Genomic DNA, 22519 nt, shown 5'->3' on the forward strand with positions numbered 1-22519 from the left:
TGAATACACTGCTTGTCGGAATTAACGTTGCAGTCATGCTCATTTTAGTCGGCGTATTATATTATATGCAACGTAAGCATGTATCTTTTAATAAACGTGTATTTACTGCTTTAGGAGTCGGAATTTTATTTGGTCTTATATTACAATTTATTTATGAGCCTACTTCTAAAGTAATTATTGAATCAAATACTTGGTTTGGCTTAATCGGTAACGGTTATGTGAAATTGCTTCAAATGATCGTTATGCCACTTATTTTAGTATCTATTATTTCAGCCTTTACAAAATTACAATTAACGAAAAATCTTGGTAAAATCAGTGGCCTTATTATCGGAATTTTAATTCTTACTACAGGAATTGCTGCAGCTGTCGGAATCGCTGCAAGTGCAGGATTTGATGTATCAGCAACAGGCCTACAACAAGGTGATGCAGAATCTGCTCGTCTGAAACTAGTTGAAGAAAGATTTACTTCTATTGAAAAGACAACAATTCCAGACAAATTATTAGAGCTATTACCTACAAATCCATTTCTTGATTTAACAGGTGCTCGTCCAACATCAACAATTTCTGTCGTAATATTTGCAGCCTTTATCGGCATTGCCTTTATAGGTGTAAAACGAAAATATCCAGAACAAGCAGAGTTATTTAAGAAGATGCTTGATGCTGTATATGCAATCGTAATGCGTATGGTAACATTAATTTTACGCCTTACTCCATACGGCGTATTAGCTCTTATGGCAAAAACAGTTGCTGGTAGCGATATAAATGCTATTTTAAAACTTGGTAACTTCGTGTTAGCGTCTTACGTAGCACTTATCGTAATGTTCGTTATTCACTTATTATTAATTGCTCTATCTGGTTTAAATCCAATTCAATATTTGAAAAAGGTATTCCCTGTATTAACATTTGCATTCACATCTCGCTCTAGTGCTGGTGCAATGCCATTAAATATTGAAGCGCAAAAAGAAAAGCTTGGTATTTCCGAAGGGATTGCAAACTTCGCAGCTTCATTCGGGGTATCTATCGGTCAAAACGGTTGCGCAGGTATTTATCCAGCAATGCTTGCAATGATGGTCGCTCCAACTGTAGGAATTGATCCGTTACAACCACAATTTATTTTAACTTTAATCGCTGTCGTTGCTATTAGCTCATTCGGTGTTGCCGGTGTTGGTGGCGGTGCAACATTCGCAGCGTTAATCGTACTATCTACAATGAACTTACCAATTGGCATTGTCGCTCTTGTTATCTCGGTTGAACCATTAATCGATATGGGCCGTACAGCCCTTAACGTAAGTGGTTCTATGACAGCAGGTCTTATTTCTAGTAAATGGCTTGGTGAATTAGATCAAGATACGTACAATCAAGATGATACAAAAACTGGTGAAATTGCTTCATAATAAGAAAAAGACGCTAACATAAAACTGTTAGCGTCTTTTTTTACATCCCATCTTGAAAAGTATCACTCCAAGCATTCTTCTAGTTGCTCTTTTAACTCCTCCTCAATCTCATAATAAGAATAATCAACAAGTTCTCCTACTTTCTTACTCCCCCAAATTCTTGATTGAGTTAGCATTCCTAAAAAGATATTTTCGCATTTCCAAATTGGAATGATATAAAAGTCAATCATCTCACCTTCTTCATCTACTATCGCCATAGAAACTGATGAATAATACCCCGTTTCAAAGGGATCTTTTTTTTCTCTTTCGAATCCAATGTCTAATTCCATACTTTTCTCAATATATAAATGCGCATACTCTCTAAAAAGTTTAAGTGATATTCGCTCTATCTCCTTTTCCATACATTGAATTTTCTCTTTCAATTCCAATGTAAAATCTCGTTCTTTATACTTCATTTCCGTCTCCTTACACATAGAAAAAGAGAATACAATAACATATTCTCTTTTCTCAAATATATTTCATTATCTCACAGCCCGTCCTTTTCACAAATAACCATTCTGCTCGCACCATTTATGAAATTGTCCTACGTCCACTCCAACTAACACGATATCCTTTAGCTCGACATCAATACTTTGTTCTCCAATTATAATAGCGAAGTGTGGTTTTAATTGTTCTTCGTTTTTCTTTACAATTCCAATTCGGTTCCGATGCGGTCCATCTTTTATATATGCTTTTTGCCCTACAATATCAAAGTTCAAGATTCTCACCTCTTTTACTGCGCTCAAATTGGAAATACAATCTCCACCTCGGAAAATTTCCTTTCATTGCACTATTTCTCTATATATATGACGAAACAATAAAAGAGTCCTTCCTTCTTTACAATTATTTTTTCTTTGTTTCATTTTTATGATTGAAACGTAAAGTTTATAATAAAATACATTTGGAAGCGCTTTCTATGTAATTTTTTATGTTATAATATAAAAGTAGAACTTCGTAAAGAGGGTTAAAAAATGAATACAAAAATAATAAAAAAAGTAATTGACGCATTAAAAGTATATGGCTTTCAGGATGTATCATTCTGTGACAAAACGAAACAATTTTTATTTCATAACGAAACGGATATTATGAGCGGCTATGCAGAAATAACATATAGTAGTCAATTTGAAAAATTTAACGTACAAATTCATCCAATTGAAACACATCATCAAGCAGAGTTACAAGAGGTTGAAAGACATATACAAGCTTGTATAAGAAAAGTGGAATATTTAAACGCACTTCTTACTGGGCAGACAAAACTAGATGATAAAATTATTATTATGTAAAAAAAAGAACGTGATATCCTCACGTTCTTTTTTCATTATACGTTCATCTTTTCCTTCAGTTGTAATCCTGTAATGGATTCTAATACATCCATCGCTTCTCCAAACGTCATATCAAAAATCGTCTTATCCTCTATGTATGGAAACTGTCTGAAACGCTTTTCTAACATCTTCACAGCATCTGATGTAAAGTTTGCACTATCAACACCAAATTCTGTTTCAAGAAGCACGATCCAATCTAACACATGAAAACCTAATCCATTTACGAATAAAATCAGTTTCTCTTCTGGTTGTGAAGATAAGAATACGTATCGCTCCATCTCACTGAATAGTTCTTCGCCTAAAACTTCTGCTAATTCATCATCATGTTCGCGTTCAATAATCTCTTCATATCCGTAATCATCAGTAAGCTCTTCTACTTCTTCACTATCTGCAAAAAGCAATTGACTAAGAAGCGCATCTTTCTTAAATTCACTCTTTTGTACCACTTCTAAAAAACTTGTTTCCCAACTATTTTCTAATTTCATATTATATAGCTCCTTTATATACTTTCCTTATCATCACTGTACCCAAAAGATTATCTTTATAACCTTTTAAACATCCACATTATTCATAACGTGAGCTACAAACTTTTCTGCATCCCCTTCAAAAATATGTACTTCTGGCAAATGGTAAAATGTTGTTTGCAGCGAATTTCCTTCATGATACATATATATTTTTTTCTCTAGTGCAATGGCCATTCCAAACTCTGTATGACTTCCATTTCCACCATCTAATATAAGTAAAAAGACATCGGCTTCCTTTATAGCATTCTTTTCCGCCTCACCAATTTCTCTTAATTGTTCTTGATTAACTGCTCTTTCGTTTTTTGTCCAATCATATGTATGGTGCCATCCTGCTTCTTTTAACTGGCCTGATACAAAACGAACAATGTGTTTATTTTGAAATCCCGATGCTATATAAAATTTCATTTATGTTCATCCTTTAAATATGTATGGGGAAACTCCTTTTAGCGTTACTTGCTATAGATATAATAAAGAACGACATCAAAAAAAATCCCCATCTTTAGAACTTATTTGCGTTTAAATGATGGGTTGCTTCATGGTCTTCTTTTATTTTTTGTTTTTTATAACTTTCATCAGCTAACATTTCTAGTTCTGCTGTTATTTCTGATTTTTCAAGCTCTCGTTCTTGCGAAAATTTCCTTGAAATATAAACAATCACACTACCAACGTACAACACAAAGCATATAATAAGTGCAGTATTTTCATAGAGACTTAGCTCCAACACAGTCACTCCTAATCCATTCGTATTTTCACGCTTAATCAATTGGAATTTCCCTACTAACCATTTGTTATTGTAACATAAAAATATCAATTCTTGGAATCTTTCATCCTATTAAAAAAGACATGATTGTATAATCATGCCTCTGAAATATGTTTAATAATAGTTTTAATCGCTTCTTCTCCATTGTATTTCTTTAATGCCCTTTTATACACCTCATTATTTTGATCTAACTCTTCGACATACTTTATAAGAGAATTCATAGTAACATCTTCTTCGTACAATACTGAGGCATAACCTTGTTTTTCGAAGGATTCTGCATTTAAAATTTGATCTCCACGACTAGCAAATTTTGATAAGGGAATTAAAACCATTGGCTTTTCTAATGTTAAAAACTCAAAGATTGCATTGGATCCCGCACGTGAAATAACAAAATCTGTTGCCGCTAATATGTCTGGTAACTCCTCATGAATATATTCAAATTGTTTATATCCTTCTTTATTTTGTAAGCTTTCATCAAGATTACCTTTTCCGCAAAGGTGAACAATTTGATACTTTTTAAGAAGTTTTGGTAACGCTTCTCGAACTGTTTCATTGATTTTCTTCGCACCCAAACTTCCACCCATAATTGTAATAACCGGCTTTTTACGTGAAAAACTTAAAAACGCTAAACCTTTTTCACGATTTCCCTTTAGCACTTCTTCACGTACAGGAGCTCCCGTATATATTACTTTTTCTTTCGGTAAATGTTTCGCTGCTTCCTCAAATGTAACAAATATTTTCGAAGCAAAACGGAGCGCAATTTTGTTTGCTAGTCCTGGTGTCATATCGGATTCATGCAATAAAACTGGCACTCTATTTAACCATCCTCCAATTACGACTGGTACAGATACGAAACCACCTTTTGAAAAAATTACATCCGGTTTTAGTTTTCGAATCCTTACATACGCATCCATAACCCCCTTCATTACAAGAAAAGGATCTTTTATATTTTTCAAATCAAAATAACGACGTAGCTTTCCACTCGCAATACTATAGTACGGAATGCCCTCTTTTTCTATAATCGCTTTCTCAATCCCTTGATGAGAACCAATATAAGAGATATCCCAATGCTGTTCTTGTAAATATGGAATGATGGCTAAATTAGGTGTTACATGCCCTGCCGAACCGCCACCTGTAAAGACTATTTTCTTCATACGTCTCCCCCTTCTACACTATAGTACACTAAAATACCTTGCCTCAGGGTGAGAAAATACCATAGCCGTTACTGATGCTTCTGGTTCCATCATGAATCCTTCCGTTAATGAAATACCTATTTCCTCTGGATGAATTAGACGGAACAATTTTTCTTGATCCGCAAGTTCTGGGCATGCTGGATAACCAAATGACACACGTATTCCTCTATATTTCGTACGGAAACGCTCTTCCATCGTCAATTCAGGTGAATCTGGAATGCCCCAGCGGTCACGAATGAGCATATGTGTTTTTTCAGCAAGCCCCTCTGCTAATTCAAGCGCTAACGATTGAATTGCATGACTGCGTAAATAATCTCCCTTCGCCTTCCACTCCTCAGCAATATCCCGAACTCCTTCCCCAACAGTAACAGATAAGAAAGCGACATAGTCCATCTCATCTCCAATAGGGCGCAAATAATCACCTAAAGTACGGTATGGTGCTTTTCCTTGTCTAGGAAATGTGAAACGCTCTATTACGCGCGTATGATCTTCTGGATCATATATTACGATGTTTTGTCCATCGCTTTGCGCTGGGAAAAATTGATACACTGCTTTCGGTTTTAACCAAGATTGTCCTTCCACCAATAATTCGTCTATTAAATCATTTAATTCGTGCGCTCTTTTATCCCCCTCTTTCAAAAGCTTCTTCACATTTCCTTTTAATCCAAGGTGATGTCCAAGTAACATTTGTCTATTTAAAAATGGGGCAAGATGTGAGACAGGAACATCTCGTAATACAATTCGTTTTGTTGAATCAGGCACCATAACCTCTGATTTTGGTAACGGCTCAATTACTGCTGGAATTTCCACTTTCTTCTCTTCTTTTTTTACGATATGAAGATGACGTTCTTTTTTATCCTGTTTCATCTTCTCACGCTCTTCTTCTTTTTGAAGCTTATTAATAATATCAAGACCTGTCATCGCATCGCTCGCATAACATACGAGCCCTTTATACGATGGAGAAATACGATTATCTGTAAACTTTCTCGTTAACGCTGCACCACCAACAACAATTGGAATATCAATATTCGCCGCTTTTAAATCCTCAGCAGTTGTTACCATTTGTTGTGCTGATTTTACTAGCAAGCCAGAAAGACCTATAATATCAGGTTTTTTTTCTTGCACTTCTTGAACGATTCGATCCGAACGAACATTAATTCCTAAATTAATAATCTCATATCCGTTATTTGATAAAATAATTTCAACAAGATTTTTCCCAATATCATGTACGTCCCCTTTAACGGTCGCTAATAATACTTTTCCTTTTTTCGCACTATCGCTAGATTCCATATGCGGCTCCAAATAACTTACAGCAGCTTTCATACTTTCAGCACTTTGCAATACTTCAGCAACTATAAGTTCATTATTATTAAATAATCGTCCCACCTCATCCATTCCTGCCATAAGTGGACCATTAATAATATCCAAAGGTTTTCTTCCCTCTGTCAGCGCGAGACTTAAATCTTCATGTAATCCTTGCTTTGTACCTTCTACAATATAGTTGGCTAGTCGCTCATCAAGCGTTAATGTTTCTTGAACAACAACCTCTTTCTTTTTAGCAACACGATAAAAATTCGTAAATTCTTCTAACGTCTCTTTCGTCGTTTCAAATAATAATGCATCTGCAAGACGTTTTTCTTCCTCTGGAATTGACGCATAGCGCTCTAATTTCTCAGTATTAACAATCGCATAATCTAATCCTGCTTTCGTTGCATGATATAAAAAGACAGAATTTAACACTTCACGTCCAGCTGGTGGTAAACCAAATGATATATTACTCACACCTAAAATCGTTAAACATTCTGGTAACACTTCTTTAATAAGTCGAATTCCTTCTATCGTCGCTGCCGCTGAACCGATGTATTCTTCATCACCTGTCCCTACTGGAAATACAAGTGCATCAAAAATAATATCTGACGGGCGTATACCATATTTCGTCGTCAATAATTCATAACTTCTTTTCGCAATTTCTAGTTTTCTTTCAGCACTTACTGCCATACCATCTTCGTCAATTGTCCCAACTACAATTGCGGCACCATACTTGCGAAGCAGTGGCGTTACCTTTTCAAAACGCTCTTCTCCATCTTCTAAGTTAATAGAGTTAATAACAGCTTTCCCTTGAATATAAGTAAGTGCTCTCGCCATTACATTTTCATCTGTTGAATCAATCATAATCGGTACTTTTAACACTTTTGTAACTTCTGATAAGAATTTTTCCATATCTTCTATTTCATCACGGTCAGGGTCTGCCATACAAATATCAATAATATGAGCATTTTTCTTCACTTGTGCTCTTGCCACTTCAGCAGCCTCTTCAAATTTACCTTCTGCCACTAATCGTTTAAATTTACGTGACCCTATAACATTCGTTCTTTCACCCACAAATAACGGTCTCATAGACTCATCATATTGCAGCGCCTCTAATCCACTAATTCCATGTCCGGCTCGTTCATTTTGCTCACGCGGTGTAAGAGATGCTAGCGCTTCTTTCATTGCTCTTATATGTTCTGGTGTTGTGCCGCAACAACCACCAATAATATTAATCCATCCTTCTTCAGCAAATCGCTTCACTTTTTCAGCGAGAGAAGATGGAGATTCATGATAATGTCCATCTTCATCAGGAAGACCTGCATTTGGATAACAAGAAATGTAACACTCCGATAAATCAGATAAAGAACGAATATGGTCTCTCATAAACTCCGGACCAGTCGCACAGTTTAATCCAACAGATAATGGCTTCATATGTTCTACGGATAAGTAAAAAGCCTCAATTGTTTGCCCAGCCAGAGTCGTCCCCATCGGCTCAATCGTCCCAGAGATCATAATAGGAACAATTTTATTTAGTTCTTCAAAAGCAGCTTGAATTCCAATATAAGCTGCTTTCACATTACGCATATCTTGACTCGTCTCAACGAGTAACACATCAACTTCGCCATTTAATAATCCCCTCGCCTGCCTAGTATAAGCTTCTATTAGTTCTTCAAATGTAACTCCTCCTGTAACACTAATTGCTTTCGTTGTCGGTCCCATCGCACCTGCAACATATACTTCATTCCCGCTTTCTTTAACAGCTTGTTTCGCTAATCGTGCTGCCTTTTCATTTAGTTCTTCATCTAAATGAGACAGCTCATAATCACTTAATACGATATTTGTCGCCCCAAATGTATTTGTTTCAATAATGTCAGCTCCAGCTTCAATATAAGCTTTATGAATCTTTAAAATAACATCCGGCCTTGTTTCTACTAAATATTCATTACAGCCCTCGTACTCTTCTCCTCCGAAATCTTCCGCAGTTAAGTCCTCTTGTTGTATCATTGTCCCCATTGCACCGTCTAATATTAAAATGTTATTTTGTAATTTTTCTTCTATACACTTCATCAATTAATACCTTCTTTCACTTCTTGCTTTTCTCTCACATATTTAACAAGATGTTCTGTAATTTCATATTTTAGAAATGGTGTAATTAAATAGATACCGTTAAAATATTTCATCGCTGCATCGATCAACTCTTGTGAAATACGAATCCCTTCCTCGATAGCGGCCTCTTTCGTTTCGTGTCCATCCATTCTCTCTCTTATTTCTTCAGGAAGAGTAATACCCGGCACCTCAAAATGGAGAAAGTCTGCATTCCGCTTACTTACTAATGGCATAATTCCAATAAAAATAGGTTGTTCCAAATGTTTTGTTGCTTCATATACTTCTTCTATTAAAGCAACATCATATATCGGCTGTGTTAAGAAATATTCAGCCCCAGCATCTATTTTTCGTTCCATTCGCTTTACCGCTGCTTTTAAATGCCTTACGTGAGGATTAAAAGCACCTCCGACTGAAAACCTTGTTGCCGGTCCAATGGATTTCCCTAAAATGGAACGTCCATCGTTCATTTCTTTAATCATTTTAATTAACTCTATAGAGGACAGATCATATACAGAAGTTGCTCCCGGAAAATCACCAACGCGCGCTGGATCACCAGTTAAAGCTAATACTTCCTCCATACCTAACGCTGATAAACCTAGTAAATGAGATTGTAGTCCAATGACGTTATGGTCTCTACACGTTAAATGTGTCAATACTGGAATATCGTGCTTCGTTAATAATGCGCCCATTGCCATATTCGAAACACGAGGCGATGCTAATGAATTATCTGCTAGAGTAATAGCGTCTGCTCCCGCTCTTTTTAACGCTCTTGCTCCTTCAAAAAACCGCTGTGTATCTAACGTTTTCGGCGGATCTAATTCCACTACAACTGTCGTTTGTTTTTTTGCCTTTTCCGCAAGAGTAACCTGTGCCTTCGAACGCTTCTCGTGTGTATGAACTACTTTCGGTCTTTGAATCGTGTCTTTTTCTATTACAGGTGTAACATTCGCAACAGTGCGCTTCATACTTTGAATATGTTCTGGAGTCGTACCACAACAACCACCCAATAACCGAATACCTTGCTCAATAAATTTCGGTGTCATCGCTTCGAAATAAGCTGGGCTTCCCTCATATACGTAACGTCCCTCCACATAATTTGGGAGACCTGCATTTGGGTATGCTGATAAATAGCCATTCTGCGGAATCGATATCATTTTGAAAGCTTCCGTCATATGAAGTGGTCCTAGTTGACAGTTCAATCCAACAACATTTGCACCGTAATCTATAAGCTGCTTTAATATTTCATTGACATCATTTCCATTTTGAGTCGTACCTGCTTCATGTAACGCTACTTGAGCAACAATCGGAATATTCGTTTGCTTACGCAATACTTTAACGGCATGAAGTAATTCAAATTCATCGTAAAAAGTTTCTAATAGTAATCCATCAACCTGTTCTTCTAGTAAAGCACCTGCCTGTTCAAGTAGCATAAATTCTCGCTCCATATCAGTCGTTGTGACAGCTCCGATATGTTTCATACCACCGATTGTTCCTAAAATTGCATTTCTGTTTGTAACAGATGCTTTCGCAAGCTTCACTGCCGCTTTATTAATTTGAACAACTTGATTTTCTAAGCCATACATACGTAATTTCGCCTCATTTGCTCCATACGTATTTGTTTGAATCACATCTGCACCAGCAGCTACATATTGTTTATGAATCGATATAATTAGGTCTGGATCAGATACATTCAATTCTTCAAAACTACTTTGCAAACCATGTGAATGTAATAACGTTCCAACCGCACCATCACCTATTACAATTCCTTTTGATAATAAATCTAGTAATTTCACGAATCTCCCTCATTTCTATCAATATAAAAACCCCCTCTTCACTTTGAAGAGGGGGACATAATTGTTCCGCCTCTTATTATGCAAAACATGCGTTTTGCAGGTATTAGCACCGTTTCAAACATTTCGTTTGAAGGTTGCCGGGTTTCACAGGGCCTTTCCCTCCACCGCTCTCAATAAGAGTTGTCTTTATTATTTTATTTATGTAGCTAAAAGGAAATGCGTTCCCCTTTTAACAATGTTTGTTAATTTTTTATAAATTTAGCATGCACAAATATAAAAGTCAATGACACTTGCGGAAAAATAAAAATTATTTAAAATAAAGTTGCAATTCAATTAACTTTTGTTGTAAAGTTAAAAACATAATAAAAATTTCATACGAACATTCTTATCTAGAGAGGTAGAGGGACTGGCCCTATGACGCCTCAGCAACCATTAACATTTGTTAATAAGGTGCTAATTCCAGCAAATTGTGAAAGATTTGACAGATGAGAAGAAGACTCTATTCAATCCGAAAGCCTTCTTCTTAGAAGGCTTTTTTTATTTTATATTCAACTACTGGTTCAATTTAAAAAGGAGGAATTTTTACATGTCAACTATCGAAACAAAACTAGCACAAATCGGAAATCGTAGCGAAACTACAACAGGAACTGTTAATCCACCCGTTTATTTCTCAACCGCTTATCGTCACGAAGGACTTGGTAAATCTACCGGCTTTGACTATTCACGAACTGGAAATCCAACTCGTGGTCTTTTAGAACAGGCAATCGCAGACTTAGAATATGGCCAACAAGGTTATGCCTGTAGTTCAGGTATGGCAGCTGTTCTCCTCGTCCTTTCATTATTCCGTTCTGGAGATGAACTTATTGTATCCGAAGATTTATACGGGGGAACGTATCGCTTATTTTCCGAACACGAAAAAAAGTGGAATGTTCGATGTAGATACGTAAATACACAATCTATTAAACAAATTGAGCAAGCTATCACAACTGAAACGAAGGCTATTTTCATAGAAACTCCGACTAATCCATTAATGCAAGTTACTGATATTGCCGCTGTCGCAACTGTAGCGAAAAGACACAGACTACTTCTTATCGTAGACAATACATTCTACACGCCTTATATACAGCAGCCATTAACAGAAGGTGCTGACATCGTACTTCATAGTGCAACGAAATATTTAGGTGGGCATAATGATGTATTAAGTGGACTTGTCGTTGCAAAAGGAAAGGAACTTTGTGAGGAAATCGCTCATTATCATAATGCCTCCGGTGCTGTCTTAAGCCCATTTGACTCATGGCTATTAATTCGTGGTATGAAAACTTTAGCGCTTCGCATGAAACAACATGAAGAAAATGCGAAAGCAGTTGTTGCTTATTTAAATGATGAGGATGGTGTGACAGATGTCTTTTATCCAGGGAGAGGCGGTATGATTTCATTCCGACTTAAAGATGAAGCTTGGATTAATCCATTCTTACAATCTTTATCCTTAATCACATTTGCCGAAAGTCTTGGTGGTGTAGAAAGTTTAATGACTTATCCAGCAACGCAAACACATGCTGATATTCCAGAAGAAATCAGAACGGCGAACGGTGTATGTAATCGTCTTCTTCGATTCTCCGTCGGCATTGAAAACAGTAATGATTTAATTCAAGACTTAAATCAAGCCATTAAACTTGTAAAAGAAGGTGTGAGAATATGAGTTATTCTATAGATACACTCTTACTACACAACCAATATAAACACGATGCACAAACAGGAGCTGTTAACGTTCCCATTTATAACACATCAACATTTCACCAGTTTGATGTAGATACTTTTGGCAAATACGACTATAGCCGATCTGGAAATCCAACTCGTGAAGCTCTGGAAGATATCATTGCTTTATTAGAAGGCGGAACAAAAGGATTCGCCTTTGCCTCAGGCATTGCAGCGATTTCTACTGCTTTTCTCCTTCTTTCACAAGGCGATCACGTTCTCATTTCAGAAGACGTATACGGAGGCACTTATCGAATTATAACTGAAGTACTCTCCCGTTACGGTGTTTCACATACATTTGTTGATATGACCAATTTAGAAGAAATAAAGCAAAATATTAAATCGAATACGAAACTCTTTTATGTAGAAACACCATCTAACCCACTTTTAAAAGTAACAGATATTCGCGAGGTTTCTAAACTCGCAAAATCTATTGGTGCTCTTACATTTGTTGATAATACTTTTTTGACACCATTATTCCAGAAGCCACTTGATCTTGGCGCCGATGTCGTTCTTCATAGTGCTACAAAATTTATTGCTGGTCACAGTGATGTTACTGCCGGATTAGCGGTCGTAAAAGATGCCGAACTCGCTCAAAAGCTTGGATTTTTACAAAATGCATTTGGCGCTATTTTAGGACCTCAAGATTGTTCTCTCGTACTTCGCGGTCTAAAAACATTACATGTACGTCTTGAGCACTCAGCTGCAAATGCCAATAAAATTGCACACTATTTACAAGAGCATGCTAAAGTACAAAATGTCTATTATCCGGGATTACAAACACATCTTGGATTTAATATTCAACAATCTCAAGCAACGTCAGCTGGAGCGGTCTTATCGTTTACTTTGCAGTCAGAAGATGCACTCCGCCAATTTTTATCAAAAGTAAAATTACCTGTTTTTGCAGTGAGTTTAGGAGCTGTCGAATCGATTCTTTCCTACCCAGCTAAAATGTCCCACGCCGCACTGTCGCAAAAAGCTCGTGATGAAAGAGGTATCTCTAATTCATTACTTCGCTTATCAGTCGGTCTTGAAAATGTTAACGATTTAATATCCGATTTTGAAAATGCCCTCTCTTATGTAGAAGAACCTGTAAATGCGTAGAGAGAAAAGAAGATATGAGATTAAGTTTTCATATCTTCTTTTTAGTGTTTTTTCTTTTTGTACTCAAATTTTTTTGTCTTCTTCAACCATCCTCCTCGTTAGTCTAATGAGGGGTAGCGTCAGGAAAATGCGGATTTACAACGCTAAGGAAATATCACTTATTAAAAAAAGCCGATTCCCCTCTCAAGGAATCGACTTTTTTATTTATTCTTAATGAACTAACGCATGCGTTAGTTCATTAAGAAAGATGTTTGAAAAAATAGCCTGTATATATTTGAACGATGAATAACTTACCTATTTCCTTTTGTTTACACCGAATACAAAACAATCAGACAAACAAAACATATTATTTATCTGTTTGTTTTTGCTTCTTTTTCAAATACTCCGCACGCAATTTTTCAAGTTGCTGCTTTTTATCAAATTTGGCAGGCGTCTGTTTTTCATGAAACTTTGCCACAGCTACCTGACTTTTGTAATCTAATTGATATTTGCCCACTTTGTTCACCTACTTTTCTTGTCTTTACAGAGAATCTATTCAACAAATATAATATACCTTATTTTACTGAAGCAAATTTTATTACTTTAGTAGTTTTTCTACTTACATCTATCTTAATCCAAATATCCCTTTATCTAACTAACCTGCCCCGTTAGTTTAAGTAGGAAACTTCACAATCTCAATAGAGTAAAACCTATCGGTACATAATCCAATCACCTTTCAATTAGACCTCATAATGTCTCATAAGACTTGTATCAAAATACTTATCGTTGTAAATGTGTATTTTCTTGACTCTACCCCAATTATAATAAAACAACTTTATTGTTTTTTAAAGAATTTTATTGTAAATGAAACTACTTTATTATCTCTGTACAAAAATTTAATCATTGGGGGTTTTGTTCATTCCCACTCATTATTAGCCTTCACCAATCGGGCGTTTACGGGCAGCCCGCCTCCCACAAATAGTGGGATAAAAGCACATCACTTATTTACAAATAATGGTTTTATCGATATATTAAGAAATAAAAGGGGGTAAAAATAATGGATACTTGTTCTGATATTTTAATCGTTATCGATTTACAAAATGGGGTATGTTATAGCGGAGAGCATTTATTTGATTTACAAAACTTGCTTACAAAAGTAAATAAAAGAATTTCTTCATACAGAAAATCAAATAAACCAATCATTTTTGTTCAACATTGTGATGATGATTTAGTACCCGAAAAAGAACTTTGGGCTATTCATACTGATTTAGATGTTCAAGACCAAGATTTCTTTGTGAGAAAAACACATGCAAATTCATTTTATAAAACAAACTTAAAAGAAATTTTAGATCAATTATCTGTACATCGTATTGAATTTTGTGGCGCCCAAACAGAGTACTGTATGGATGCTACGATTAAATTTGCTCACGGACTAGGGTACGAAAACTTTATGGCACCTAAAATAACTTCTACATTAAACAATCCATTTATGTCCGCAAAAGAGACAATTGACTTTTATGAGAATATATGGAATCACAGATTTTTAAAGTTGCTAAAAGATGAGCTCTAGCATAAATGACGAATGACTTGATCATTCTAAGATTAATCAGCTACACTCAAGTGTCTCATTATCCTCATAAAAAAGCTGATTACATCGGGCTTCTTTTAACCTGTTTTATATTCTATATATAGCATTATAATTCCTTTGTCATATTATTTTAAAAATTTTGTATATTCATTTGAAAGAATAAGAAAATCATGATAAAATTGTGTTACAAATATATCTATATCTTTCAATTTTTAAAACGCATCAAAATTTTCGCCCAAAAGCGTCATTTTACAAAACTGTGCTAATTTATCCATTTTATTTACATCAGGGTCTCTTTTCTTACAATTTCTTTACTTTAGGAAATTTTTTCTGCAACAACTGTTTTCTTTTCTTTAATTTTTTGGTATGTATAGTATGGTATAACAGCTCACACGGAGGTGGAAAAGAACATGTTAGAAACCTTTCAAAAAGAAATAGAACTTTATGAAAGCAATGCAGAATTATTGAAAGTACTTGCTCACCCAGTTCGTTTATGTATCGTAAAAGGATTAATCGAGCGTGGTCCAAGCAACGTTTCTACAATGTACACTGGCTTAAACATGCCACAGTCTACAATTTCACAGCATTTAGCAAAATTAAAAAGTGCTAAAATCGTTTCTAGTGAAAGAAAAGGATTAGAAATTTACTACAAAGTAGAAAACGAAACAATTATTCAACTCGTTCGCGTATTATTAGGTTAGGGACTAATAAACAGAGAAAAAGAACGTATTCTATATTTTTCATCTCATATCTTTAATATAAATATATATCATGAGAGGAAATATATAATACTACATACGTCGTATTAAAAAACAAGACACAGAAATATGCTGTGTCTTGTTTTTTATATTGTTAAATACCGATTCAGATGTAAATTCTGTATGTCTTTCGTATGTATAACAACATCAAAGGCATTCCCTAATCCTCCGTTCAAAATCATAGAACGAATTGCTCGATTTTGTTTTTGAGTTTCAGAAAAAGGATTCGTATCTTGATGACTCGTAAGCTGTTCTAATATTCCTGCAGCTAACAAAAACTCAGATTGCTTCTTATGCCATACTGCACTCATTCCCTGAAGGTTAAAAATCTCCTTTAACTCATCCCAATGAATATGAGTAGTAAGATCCATTTCCCCTGGATACGCTAAAGGATTACGTATTAACTTATGCTTATAATACCCACGTAAACTTCCTTCTCGATGCGCAGGGTACGTCCATTCTGCTTTTGTGTATCCATAGTCAACTGTAATACATATACCTTTTTGAAACCATTTTGCAATTCCTTTTATATAATCTTCCATCGCAATTGGCACCTCAAAACGCTGCCCTTCTGCAATATGAATGTTATATTTCAGTAAGTAGCGACCGATTCTTTTATCTAACGGTCTACATACTTCAGCAAGGTTCCCTTCCTCTGTATACGTAATACGTACTTCATACAACATTCCATTTCTCTTCTCAATTACTTCAACAGGAAATGCATCAAATAACTCATTCGAAAAAAGAATTCCTTCGAATGACTCTCCCATTTTACTATAAGATGCATAATACGATACATTAGAAAATGAGCACAGATTCTCTTGTTGTAATTTTCTATGAAAAGGGCTCACTTCAATCATTGAATAGTTTAAATCAATAAAGGTTTCCGGAGATAATTGCTTCCATTCTTGTAAAACATCATAGGCAAACTTTCCTGTTCCCCCGCCAATCTCACAAATATTTGGAGCGACTTCATCATTCTCAACAAGACGAATAAAAAACTTAGCAAATGTTTTTGCAAAAGCAGAGGATACATTGCTACTTGTAAAAAAATCGCCTTGTCTTCCAATCTTTTCACGGTCCTTCATATAATAGCCATGCCCTTCTGCATACAATACGAGGTTCATATACGTACTATATGAAATCGAATAATCTTTCTCTTTCCCCATCCATTCTCTTAAAATGAGCTCCATCCCCATAATGACTCCTTATTGTAAAAATGGATTATTTTCTTTTTCAAAACCGATACTTGTTTCTGGACCATGTCCACATAGCACCGCTGTTTCATCTGGCAATACGAATAATTTCTCTTCAATACTTCCAATTAATTCAGCAAAACTTCCACCAGGTAAATCAGTTCTTCCAATACTCATTTGGAATAATACATCTCCTGAGAACACTGCATTCGCCTCTTTACTATAATAAGAAATACTTCCTGGAGAGTGTCCTGGCGTCTCAAAAATTTCAAAATTAAATGAACCGACTGTTAATGTACCTTCTGCATCAATAATATGATCCGCTGGCTTAGCTGTAATACTACGGTTCATCATAAAAATTTGAGAGCCATTTACAGTTCCATCTCCTAACCAATCTGCTTCTTCTTTATGTACGTATACAGGAATATGGAAAGCGTCTCTTACCGCATCAACAGCACCAATATGATCAAAGTGGGCATGCGTTAATAAAACCGCCAGTGGTTTTAATTGTTCTTCTTGTAAATATGTAACGAGCTTCTCTCCTTCATGACCAGGATCAAAGATAATACACTCATTTTGATCATTCGTTAAAATATAAGCATTTGTTTGTAATGGTCCTAACGGCATTTGTGTCCATTTCATATGAAAATCTCCTCCAGTTATTAAACTTACTTTTAATGATACAACATTTCTTTCTCTTAGGAAAAGAAAGGATGCTATCTCGACAATCATTTTTAAAACATGTACAATGTAAAAGAGTAAATATTCTAAAAACTCATATTTAAGAATAGGTAGACAGAGGAGGATATTGTATGGGCCTTGTTATTATTTTTACGCTTGTCACTCTGTTAGCTGTTTTTGCTACGCTTAGAACACTTCGCGAAAAGAACTTTTTCGCAGGCGGCTTTGCAATTGCGACTGTACTCGTTTTCGGATGGTTTACGATCATGACTGTTCTATATAACGGGTATCCGCCAGCAGCTTAATTCACTTACATGTTATTCTTCATCAAGATTTTACGCAAAAAGAGGAAGGGTTTCCCCCTTCCTCTTTTCACATTTCACAACTTATATCATCTTCGCTTCGTATTTGTGCTTTTTTACAAGCCAAGCTCCTCCAATAACACCTGCATCATTACCAAGTGTTGCAATGGCTAACTTCGTACTCTTTACAGCACGTGAGAAAGCATATTGCTCGAAATAACTTTGAATTGGTTCTAATAGTGCATCTCCAGCTTTAGACACGCCTCCACCAATAACAATTTTCTCTGGGTTCAACGTACTAGAAAGATTCGCTACAGCTAATCCTAAATAAGAAGCTACTTTTTCTACTACTTCATTTGCTAGTTCATCACCTTGTCCGTGCGCTTCAAAAACATCTTTTGATGTAATACGTCCTTCTTCTGCTAACATAGAACGTAACATGCTTTCTTTATCAGTCTCTTGTATTTTCTGCATAGCAACACGCACAATACCCGTTGCAGAAGCTACTGTTTCTAAACAACCAGATTTTCCGCAATTACATGGGAAAGCATTTTCTGTAACGACTGTAATATGTCCAATCTCACCAGCAGCACCACTTACACCGTGTACAATCTCACCATTGGCGATTACACCACCACCGACACCAGTGCCAAGCGTCATACAAATTAAATCTTTTGCTCCTTCGCCAGCACCTTTCCACATTTCGCCAAGCGCTGCTAAGTTTGCATCGTTATCAATTACAACAGGTAACCCTGTTTCTACTTCTAGTAAATCTTTTAATGGATAGTTTTTCCACCCTAAATTAACCGCTTCATAAATCATTCCAGATGCTACATGCACAGGACCAGGAGCTCCCATACCAATACCAATTAACTTGCTTTTTAATTCGCCTAACTCTTCTAATTTTTTATCAATTGCCTTCGCTACGTCAAGTGTAATATGTTTTCCTTGCTCATTTGTATTCGTAGGGATTTCCCACTTATGTAAAATTTCACCGTATACATTAATAAATGCTAATTTAATCGTTGTACCACCAAGGTCAACACCAACTAACCATTTCTCTTCCATGTTGCTTACCTACCTTTATCTAATTCTTATTTAGCTCTTTTTGAATTTCTTGCTTCAATAAAAATAAAGCTGTTTGATAGTCTTGTGGATCGATTAGCTGTGACTGATTTAATTCACGTAGCTCATCTTGCATTAATTGCAAATCTGCAATTCGATCACCCGTATAAATAATCGTACCAAATTTCTTTAGCAATTGCTGAATATCATAAATAGATACCATTTCATCACCCTCTATGCTCACTTACTATAAAAAATTATAATAAGAAAACGTTCACATATTTTATTATAATCAAGAAGAAAAAGTCTCGTCAATTTTTATTTGTCTATACAAGCCCATTTATAACCATTGTTCCTTTTTCTGTAATAATTTTTTCTACATTTTTATCAAATGGTTCCACTGGAATTTGTTTTACCATTTGAAAATCATAAGCTAATGATAGCGTTTTCCCTTTATAATGCACGAGATAACGATCATAATAGCCCCCGCCGTATCCAATCCGTTCTCCTCGCTCTGTATAAGCTACGCCTGGTACGATTTGAAGGTTAATTTCATCCGCATTCACTTCTTCAGTAAGCGATGGAATCGGTTCACGCAAATGCATATACACTGTTTCTAATTGATCAAAATTACTAATTTGCCGGAAGGACATTGTTCTTGTTCCTTTATTACACTTCGGAACTACAACTTTCTTTCCTTCTTCCCAAGCTTTTTCGATAATAGGATATGTATTCACTTCATTTTCCATTGAAAGAGTGATTCCAATTGTTTCAGCTTCAACCCACTCTTTTTGCGCATACAACGAAACTGCGATTTGCTCTGATAAAGTTGTATACTGTTCTTCCGATAAAGAATTCATGTGTTCTATTATTTTTTTACGTAAACGTATTTTCTCTTCTTTCACACATCTTCCCCCCTACAGTGACACTTTACTCTATGATGATAGTGTATCACTTTTAATATAGGAATCGAATAAAAAAAGAAACAGTAGGAAAATATTCCTACTGCTTACTTTGTTTCACGGTGTAACGTAGACTTCTTGTCACGCTTGCAATACTTTTTAAGCTCGATACGCTCAGCGTTGTTACGTTTATTTTTCTTTGAGATATAGTTACGATCTCCGCATTCTGTACATGCTAGAGTAATATTCACACGCATTCTTATTTCCCTCCAGTACTAATAACTTAAATCAGACTATACCATAATACCACTTTTAAAATAAAAATTCTACACCTTTTGATATTGTCTAATTTTTTCTATAAGATTTTTCATATTTTCCCTTGCTATCACTGGATTTCTAGCATGTGAATACACCAAAAATTTTGGTTGTTTTGTATCAGAAACGATATAAGACCACTCTTTTTCGGTATATTTGAACTGCACTCCTTCAAATATACCTTCTTCCTTTCTTTCCATATCGGCCAATAATTTCCTCATCACTTTCCCTTTTTCGTTCCATGAACACACAACTTCATCATAAAGTAAATAAAGCGGCGGTGATTGCTCTACTATGCTAAGAAACGCCTTTTCTTGCAGTGCTATTAACTCGAATAACTTTCCAATTCGATATAAAATATCTCGTTTCCACTTTACTTGAAACGCCTTTTTTTCATCATGTATATAAAATAGAAGGTAACATTCTCCTAATTTCAAAGACATTGGGTAAATATTCCCTTTTGATTCCAGTAATAAGTCAGGAAGATCTATTTCTTCAAAATCTGTACCTTGGTAAATATTACTATGATTATCATATAACTCGAAATAATTTCCTTGCTCAGAAAACATAAGCGCCATATTCGCTTTACTTGATTTCATCAAAGCTTTCACATGATCTTTTTGTTCGCCCGCATAAATCCATGTAACTGTGCACCCAAGCCTTTGAAGAAAGAGCATAAGTAAATGTTGTAACATATCATTTCTCTTATTAATAAGAAGATGAAACTTTTGTTTTTGTATTTGTTCAATATCAATGCATTCTAATACAGCTTCTATATAGTCATTTAAAGAAACGTGGACTGGCGTATTTTGTCCCATTTCTTTCTCACATACGTAATAAAACGACTCGGACATATATACTTGTTCTATTGCTTTTTGCTGCTTATACGTTAACAGCATCCCATCCTTACCATACAGCTTTATAACAACTTCTTTTTCATTTTCCACTTGAACGAAAACCCCACCTGCACATTGCAAATTATGAATGCTATACTGAAAAAGTGACTCGTTCATCTCTTTACATTCCATCGTATGAATCCCGATACCATGAATAGCATGTAAAAATAAATTTTTATAAGAAGTTGTTTCTATATGTTCTTGACTCCCAATTAGTATGCTTTCCCCTTTTCCGAAAAGAGATCCATACGCCATCGCCACTTTTACAATAAATTGCGGAGTAATCTCAACATTCCCTCTCCCTACAATACGGCTTTTTTGTAACCAGCCAGCGCTTTTTTCACTTTCTTGAACACCAGCCGATCCTACTATCGAATGACTATCAATGGCCTTATAAGGCCATAATTTTCCTTTTTGCTTAATGACCGTACTCTTCCCTATATGACAATGATCCGCTACAATACTTTTTTGAAACAACGTAACGTCATCTTCAACCATTGTATGCTCTCCTATTGTCGTTTCTAATAGCTCACAATACTCCCCAATGTGAGCATTTGCAAAAACAATACTTTTTTGAAGATGAGAGTAACTTGAAACAATACTATTTTTCCCGATAATAGAGTACGGCTCAATTACAGCCCCCGCACCAATCTTTGCTCCTTCTCCAATAAAAGATGGGCCATGAATTTTCGTCCCTTTTCCAATCGTCACACCTTCTCCCATCCATACCATCGGTAACACTTCCGTATAAGGAATAGGTACTTGCAATTTTTTCGTTAACAAATCAAATTGTGCTTGTCGATATTGATCAAATGTACCGATATCTAACCAATAACCTTCTGACAAATATGCAAATAACGCGTTCTTATTTGCTAATAATGGAAACACATCTTGACTGAAATCAAAAAATTCTCGGGGTGGTATGTAAGAAAAGATTTCTGGCTCCATAATATAAATCCCTGTATTCACAATATTGGAGATTACCTCATTCCAGCTCGGTTTTTCTATATATCGTGTAACCTCTTGCTCTTTGTTCATTACAACCAAACCGAATGAGAGTGGGTTTTCTACTTCCTTTACAAACATAGTTACCATTCTTTTCTTTTGTTCATGAAACGCAATTCCTTCTGATAATTGAAAATCAGTTAATGCATCTCCACTTATAACAACAAATGTTTCATCTAAAAAGTTTTCCGCTTGTTTAATACTTCCTGCCGTTCCAAGTGGAGGGGAGTCTTCAAAATAGTACAAGTTAACTCCCCATTTACTACCATCGCCAAAATATTGCTTAATGGCCGCACTCATATATTGAACTGTAATTGCAATTTCACGAATACCATGCTGACGTAACAATTCAATATTGTATTCCAAAACTGGTTTTTCTAATAATGGCAACATCGGCTTTGGAGTATTACATGTTAATGGTCTAAGGCGTCTTCCTTTTCCTCCAGCTAAAATAACCCCCTTCATATACTTCAGCCTCCACTTATATAATGTTCAATAAATCCATACACCATATGTATATTCTCTATCCCA

At 35.6% G+C, this 22519-nt stretch carries 23 protein-coding genes and 2 riboswitches; of the genes, 7 read left to right on the forward strand and 16 right to left on the reverse strand.

The window, feature by feature from the left end; genetic code table 11:
- Positions 1-1394 (forward strand): L-cystine transporter (locus JDS92_RS11700; protein WP_199631964.1); only part of this gene is annotated, 1394 nt, incomplete at its 5' end.
- 62 nt (positions 1395-1456) lie between these two features.
- Here JDS92_RS11700 and JDS92_RS11705 read toward each other — a convergent pair.
- Together JDS92_RS11705 and JDS92_RS11710 are read right to left on the reverse strand one after the other, a co-directional pair.
- Positions 1457-1849 carry a hypothetical protein gene (locus JDS92_RS11705; RefSeq protein ID WP_199631965.1) on the reverse strand — a complete coding sequence of 131 codons (393 nt, stop codon included), beginning with the start codon at positions 1847-1849 and terminating at the stop codon, positions 1457-1459.
- Between the two features lie 87 nt (positions 1850-1936).
- Positions 1937-2152 (reverse strand): DUF3912 family protein, encoded by a 216-nt coding sequence (locus JDS92_RS11710; protein ID WP_001008324.1) that lies wholly within the window; start codon positions 2150-2152, stop codon positions 1937-1939.
- 252 nt (positions 2153-2404) lie between these two features.
- Between JDS92_RS11710 and JDS92_RS11715 the strand changes: the two genes are divergently transcribed.
- Positions 2405-2716: a hypothetical protein gene (locus tag JDS92_RS11715; RefSeq protein ID WP_001092833.1), complete on the forward strand. Its 312-nt coding sequence runs from the start codon at positions 2405-2407 to the stop codon at positions 2714-2716.
- A gap of 35 nt (positions 2717-2751) precedes the next feature.
- On the opposite strand, the gene JDS92_RS11720 is transcribed toward JDS92_RS11715, so the two are convergent.
- The 6 genes from JDS92_RS11720 to JDS92_RS11745 form a co-directional block, all read right to left on the reverse strand.
- On the reverse strand, positions 2752-3240 hold the full coding sequence (locus JDS92_RS11720) for a hypothetical protein (RefSeq protein WP_098710842.1): 489 nt from the start codon (positions 3238-3240) through the stop codon (positions 2752-2754).
- 66 nt (positions 3241-3306) lie between these two features.
- Positions 3307-3684, reverse strand: a complete 378-nt coding sequence (locus JDS92_RS11725) for a nucleoside 2-deoxyribosyltransferase (protein WP_098227148.1) — start codon at positions 3682-3684, stop codon at positions 3307-3309.
- A 94-nt stretch (positions 3685-3778) separates the two neighbouring features.
- Positions 3779-4039, reverse strand: coding sequence for a DUF3966 domain-containing protein (locus JDS92_RS11730; protein ID WP_079519680.1), 261 nt, complete (start codon positions 4037-4039; stop codon positions 3779-3781).
- A 95-nt stretch (positions 4040-4134) separates the two neighbouring features.
- Positions 4135-5193, reverse strand: a complete 1059-nt coding sequence (locus tag JDS92_RS11735; RefSeq protein ID WP_098137349.1) for an undecaprenyldiphospho-muramoylpentapeptide beta-N-acetylglucosaminyltransferase — start codon at positions 5191-5193, stop codon at positions 4135-4137.
- Positions 5194-5211: 18 nt separating this feature from the next.
- Positions 5212-8610, reverse strand: coding sequence for a methionine synthase (gene metH, locus JDS92_RS11740; RefSeq protein ID WP_199631966.1), 3399 nt, complete (start codon positions 8608-8610; stop codon positions 5212-5214).
- Positions 8610-10442, reverse strand: coding sequence for a bifunctional homocysteine S-methyltransferase/methylenetetrahydrofolate reductase (locus tag JDS92_RS11745; protein WP_199631967.1), 1833 nt, complete (start codon positions 10440-10442; stop codon positions 8610-8612). The genes metH and JDS92_RS11745 overlap by 1 nt, the downstream gene beginning before the upstream one ends.
- A 70-nt stretch (positions 10443-10512) precedes the next feature.
- Positions 10513-10622: riboswitch (SAM riboswitch) on the reverse strand.
- Between the two features lie 202 nt (positions 10623-10824).
- Positions 10825-10934: riboswitch (SAM riboswitch) on the forward strand.
- A gap of 94 nt (positions 10935-11028) precedes the next feature.
- On the opposite strand from JDS92_RS11745, the gene metI reads away from it, so the two are divergent.
- Both metI and metC read left to right on the forward strand, forming a co-directional pair.
- Positions 11029-12141 carry a cystathionine gamma-synthase/O-acetylhomoserine thiolyase gene (gene metI / locus JDS92_RS11750; protein WP_000103906.1) on the forward strand — a complete coding sequence of 371 codons (1113 nt, stop codon included), beginning with the start codon at positions 11029-11031 and terminating at the stop codon, positions 12139-12141.
- Positions 12138-13301, forward strand: a complete 1164-nt coding sequence (metC, locus tag JDS92_RS11755; protein ID WP_000122267.1) for a cystathionine beta-lyase — start codon at positions 12138-12140, stop codon at positions 13299-13301. The genes metI and metC overlap by 4 nt, the downstream gene beginning before the upstream one ends.
- A 346-nt stretch (positions 13302-13647) precedes the next feature.
- On the opposite strand, the gene JDS92_RS11760 is transcribed toward metC, so the two are convergent.
- Positions 13648-13797 (reverse strand): hypothetical protein, encoded by a 150-nt coding sequence (locus tag JDS92_RS11760; RefSeq protein WP_000521653.1) that lies wholly within the window; start codon positions 13795-13797, stop codon positions 13648-13650.
- A gap of 540 nt (positions 13798-14337) precedes the next feature.
- Between JDS92_RS11760 and JDS92_RS11765 the strand changes: the two genes are divergently transcribed.
- Positions 14338-14850, forward strand: a complete 513-nt coding sequence (locus JDS92_RS11765) for a cysteine hydrolase family protein (RefSeq protein WP_000379181.1) — start codon at positions 14338-14340, stop codon at positions 14848-14850.
- A 428-nt stretch (positions 14851-15278) separates the two neighbouring features.
- Positions 15279-15569: an ArsR/SmtB family transcription factor gene (locus JDS92_RS11770; RefSeq protein WP_000894375.1), complete on the forward strand. Its 291-nt coding sequence runs from the start codon at positions 15279-15281 to the stop codon at positions 15567-15569.
- A gap of 143 nt (positions 15570-15712) precedes the next feature.
- Here the strand turns inward: JDS92_RS11770 and JDS92_RS11775 are convergent, their stop codons facing one another.
- Positions 15713-16825: a class I SAM-dependent methyltransferase gene (locus JDS92_RS11775; RefSeq protein WP_199631968.1), complete on the reverse strand. Its 1113-nt coding sequence runs from the start codon at positions 16823-16825 to the stop codon at positions 15713-15715.
- Between the two features lie 9 nt (positions 16826-16834).
- A complete protein-coding gene (locus tag JDS92_RS11780; protein WP_000872319.1) occupies positions 16835-17464 on the reverse strand; it encodes an MBL fold metallo-hydrolase in 630 nt (209 codons plus the stop codon).
- A 170-nt stretch (positions 17465-17634) separates the two neighbouring features.
- Here JDS92_RS11780 and JDS92_RS11785 point away from each other — a divergent pair, with 170 nt between their 5' ends.
- Positions 17635-17808: a DUF2759 domain-containing protein gene (locus JDS92_RS11785; protein ID WP_000524850.1), complete on the forward strand. Its 174-nt coding sequence runs from the start codon at positions 17635-17637 to the stop codon at positions 17806-17808.
- Positions 17809-17889: 81 nt separating this feature from the next.
- Here JDS92_RS11785 and glcK read toward each other — a convergent pair whose 3' ends face one another.
- From glcK to JDS92_RS11810, 5 genes are all read right to left on the reverse strand, one after another.
- Positions 17890-18873, reverse strand: a complete 984-nt coding sequence (gene glcK / locus JDS92_RS11790; protein WP_000391710.1) for a glucokinase — start codon at positions 18871-18873, stop codon at positions 17890-17892.
- A 19-nt stretch (positions 18874-18892) separates the two neighbouring features.
- Positions 18893-19093 (reverse strand): YqgQ family protein, encoded by a 201-nt coding sequence (locus JDS92_RS11795; RefSeq protein WP_000253699.1) that lies wholly within the window; start codon positions 19091-19093, stop codon positions 18893-18895.
- A 103-nt stretch (positions 19094-19196) separates the two neighbouring features.
- Positions 19197-19775 (reverse strand): 5-formyltetrahydrofolate cyclo-ligase, encoded by a 579-nt coding sequence (locus JDS92_RS11800; RefSeq protein ID WP_000656839.1) that lies wholly within the window; start codon positions 19773-19775, stop codon positions 19197-19199.
- A 104-nt stretch (positions 19776-19879) separates the two neighbouring features.
- Positions 19880-20029, reverse strand: a complete 150-nt coding sequence (rpmG, locus tag JDS92_RS11805) for a 50S ribosomal protein L33 (RefSeq protein ID WP_001265616.1) — start codon at positions 20027-20029, stop codon at positions 19880-19882.
- 69 nt (positions 20030-20098) lie between these two features.
- Entirely contained in the window at positions 20099-22453 is a 2355-nt protein-coding gene (locus JDS92_RS11810) for a sugar phosphate nucleotidyltransferase (RefSeq protein ID WP_199631969.1), read from the reverse strand.
- Positions 22454-22519 lie beyond the last annotated feature (66 nt).

Origin of the sequence: Bacillus cereus group sp. N12 (genome assembly GCF_016483575.1) — a bacterium.
Lineage (GTDB): Bacteria > Bacillota > Bacilli > Bacillales > Bacillaceae_G > Bacillus_A > Bacillus_A toyonensis.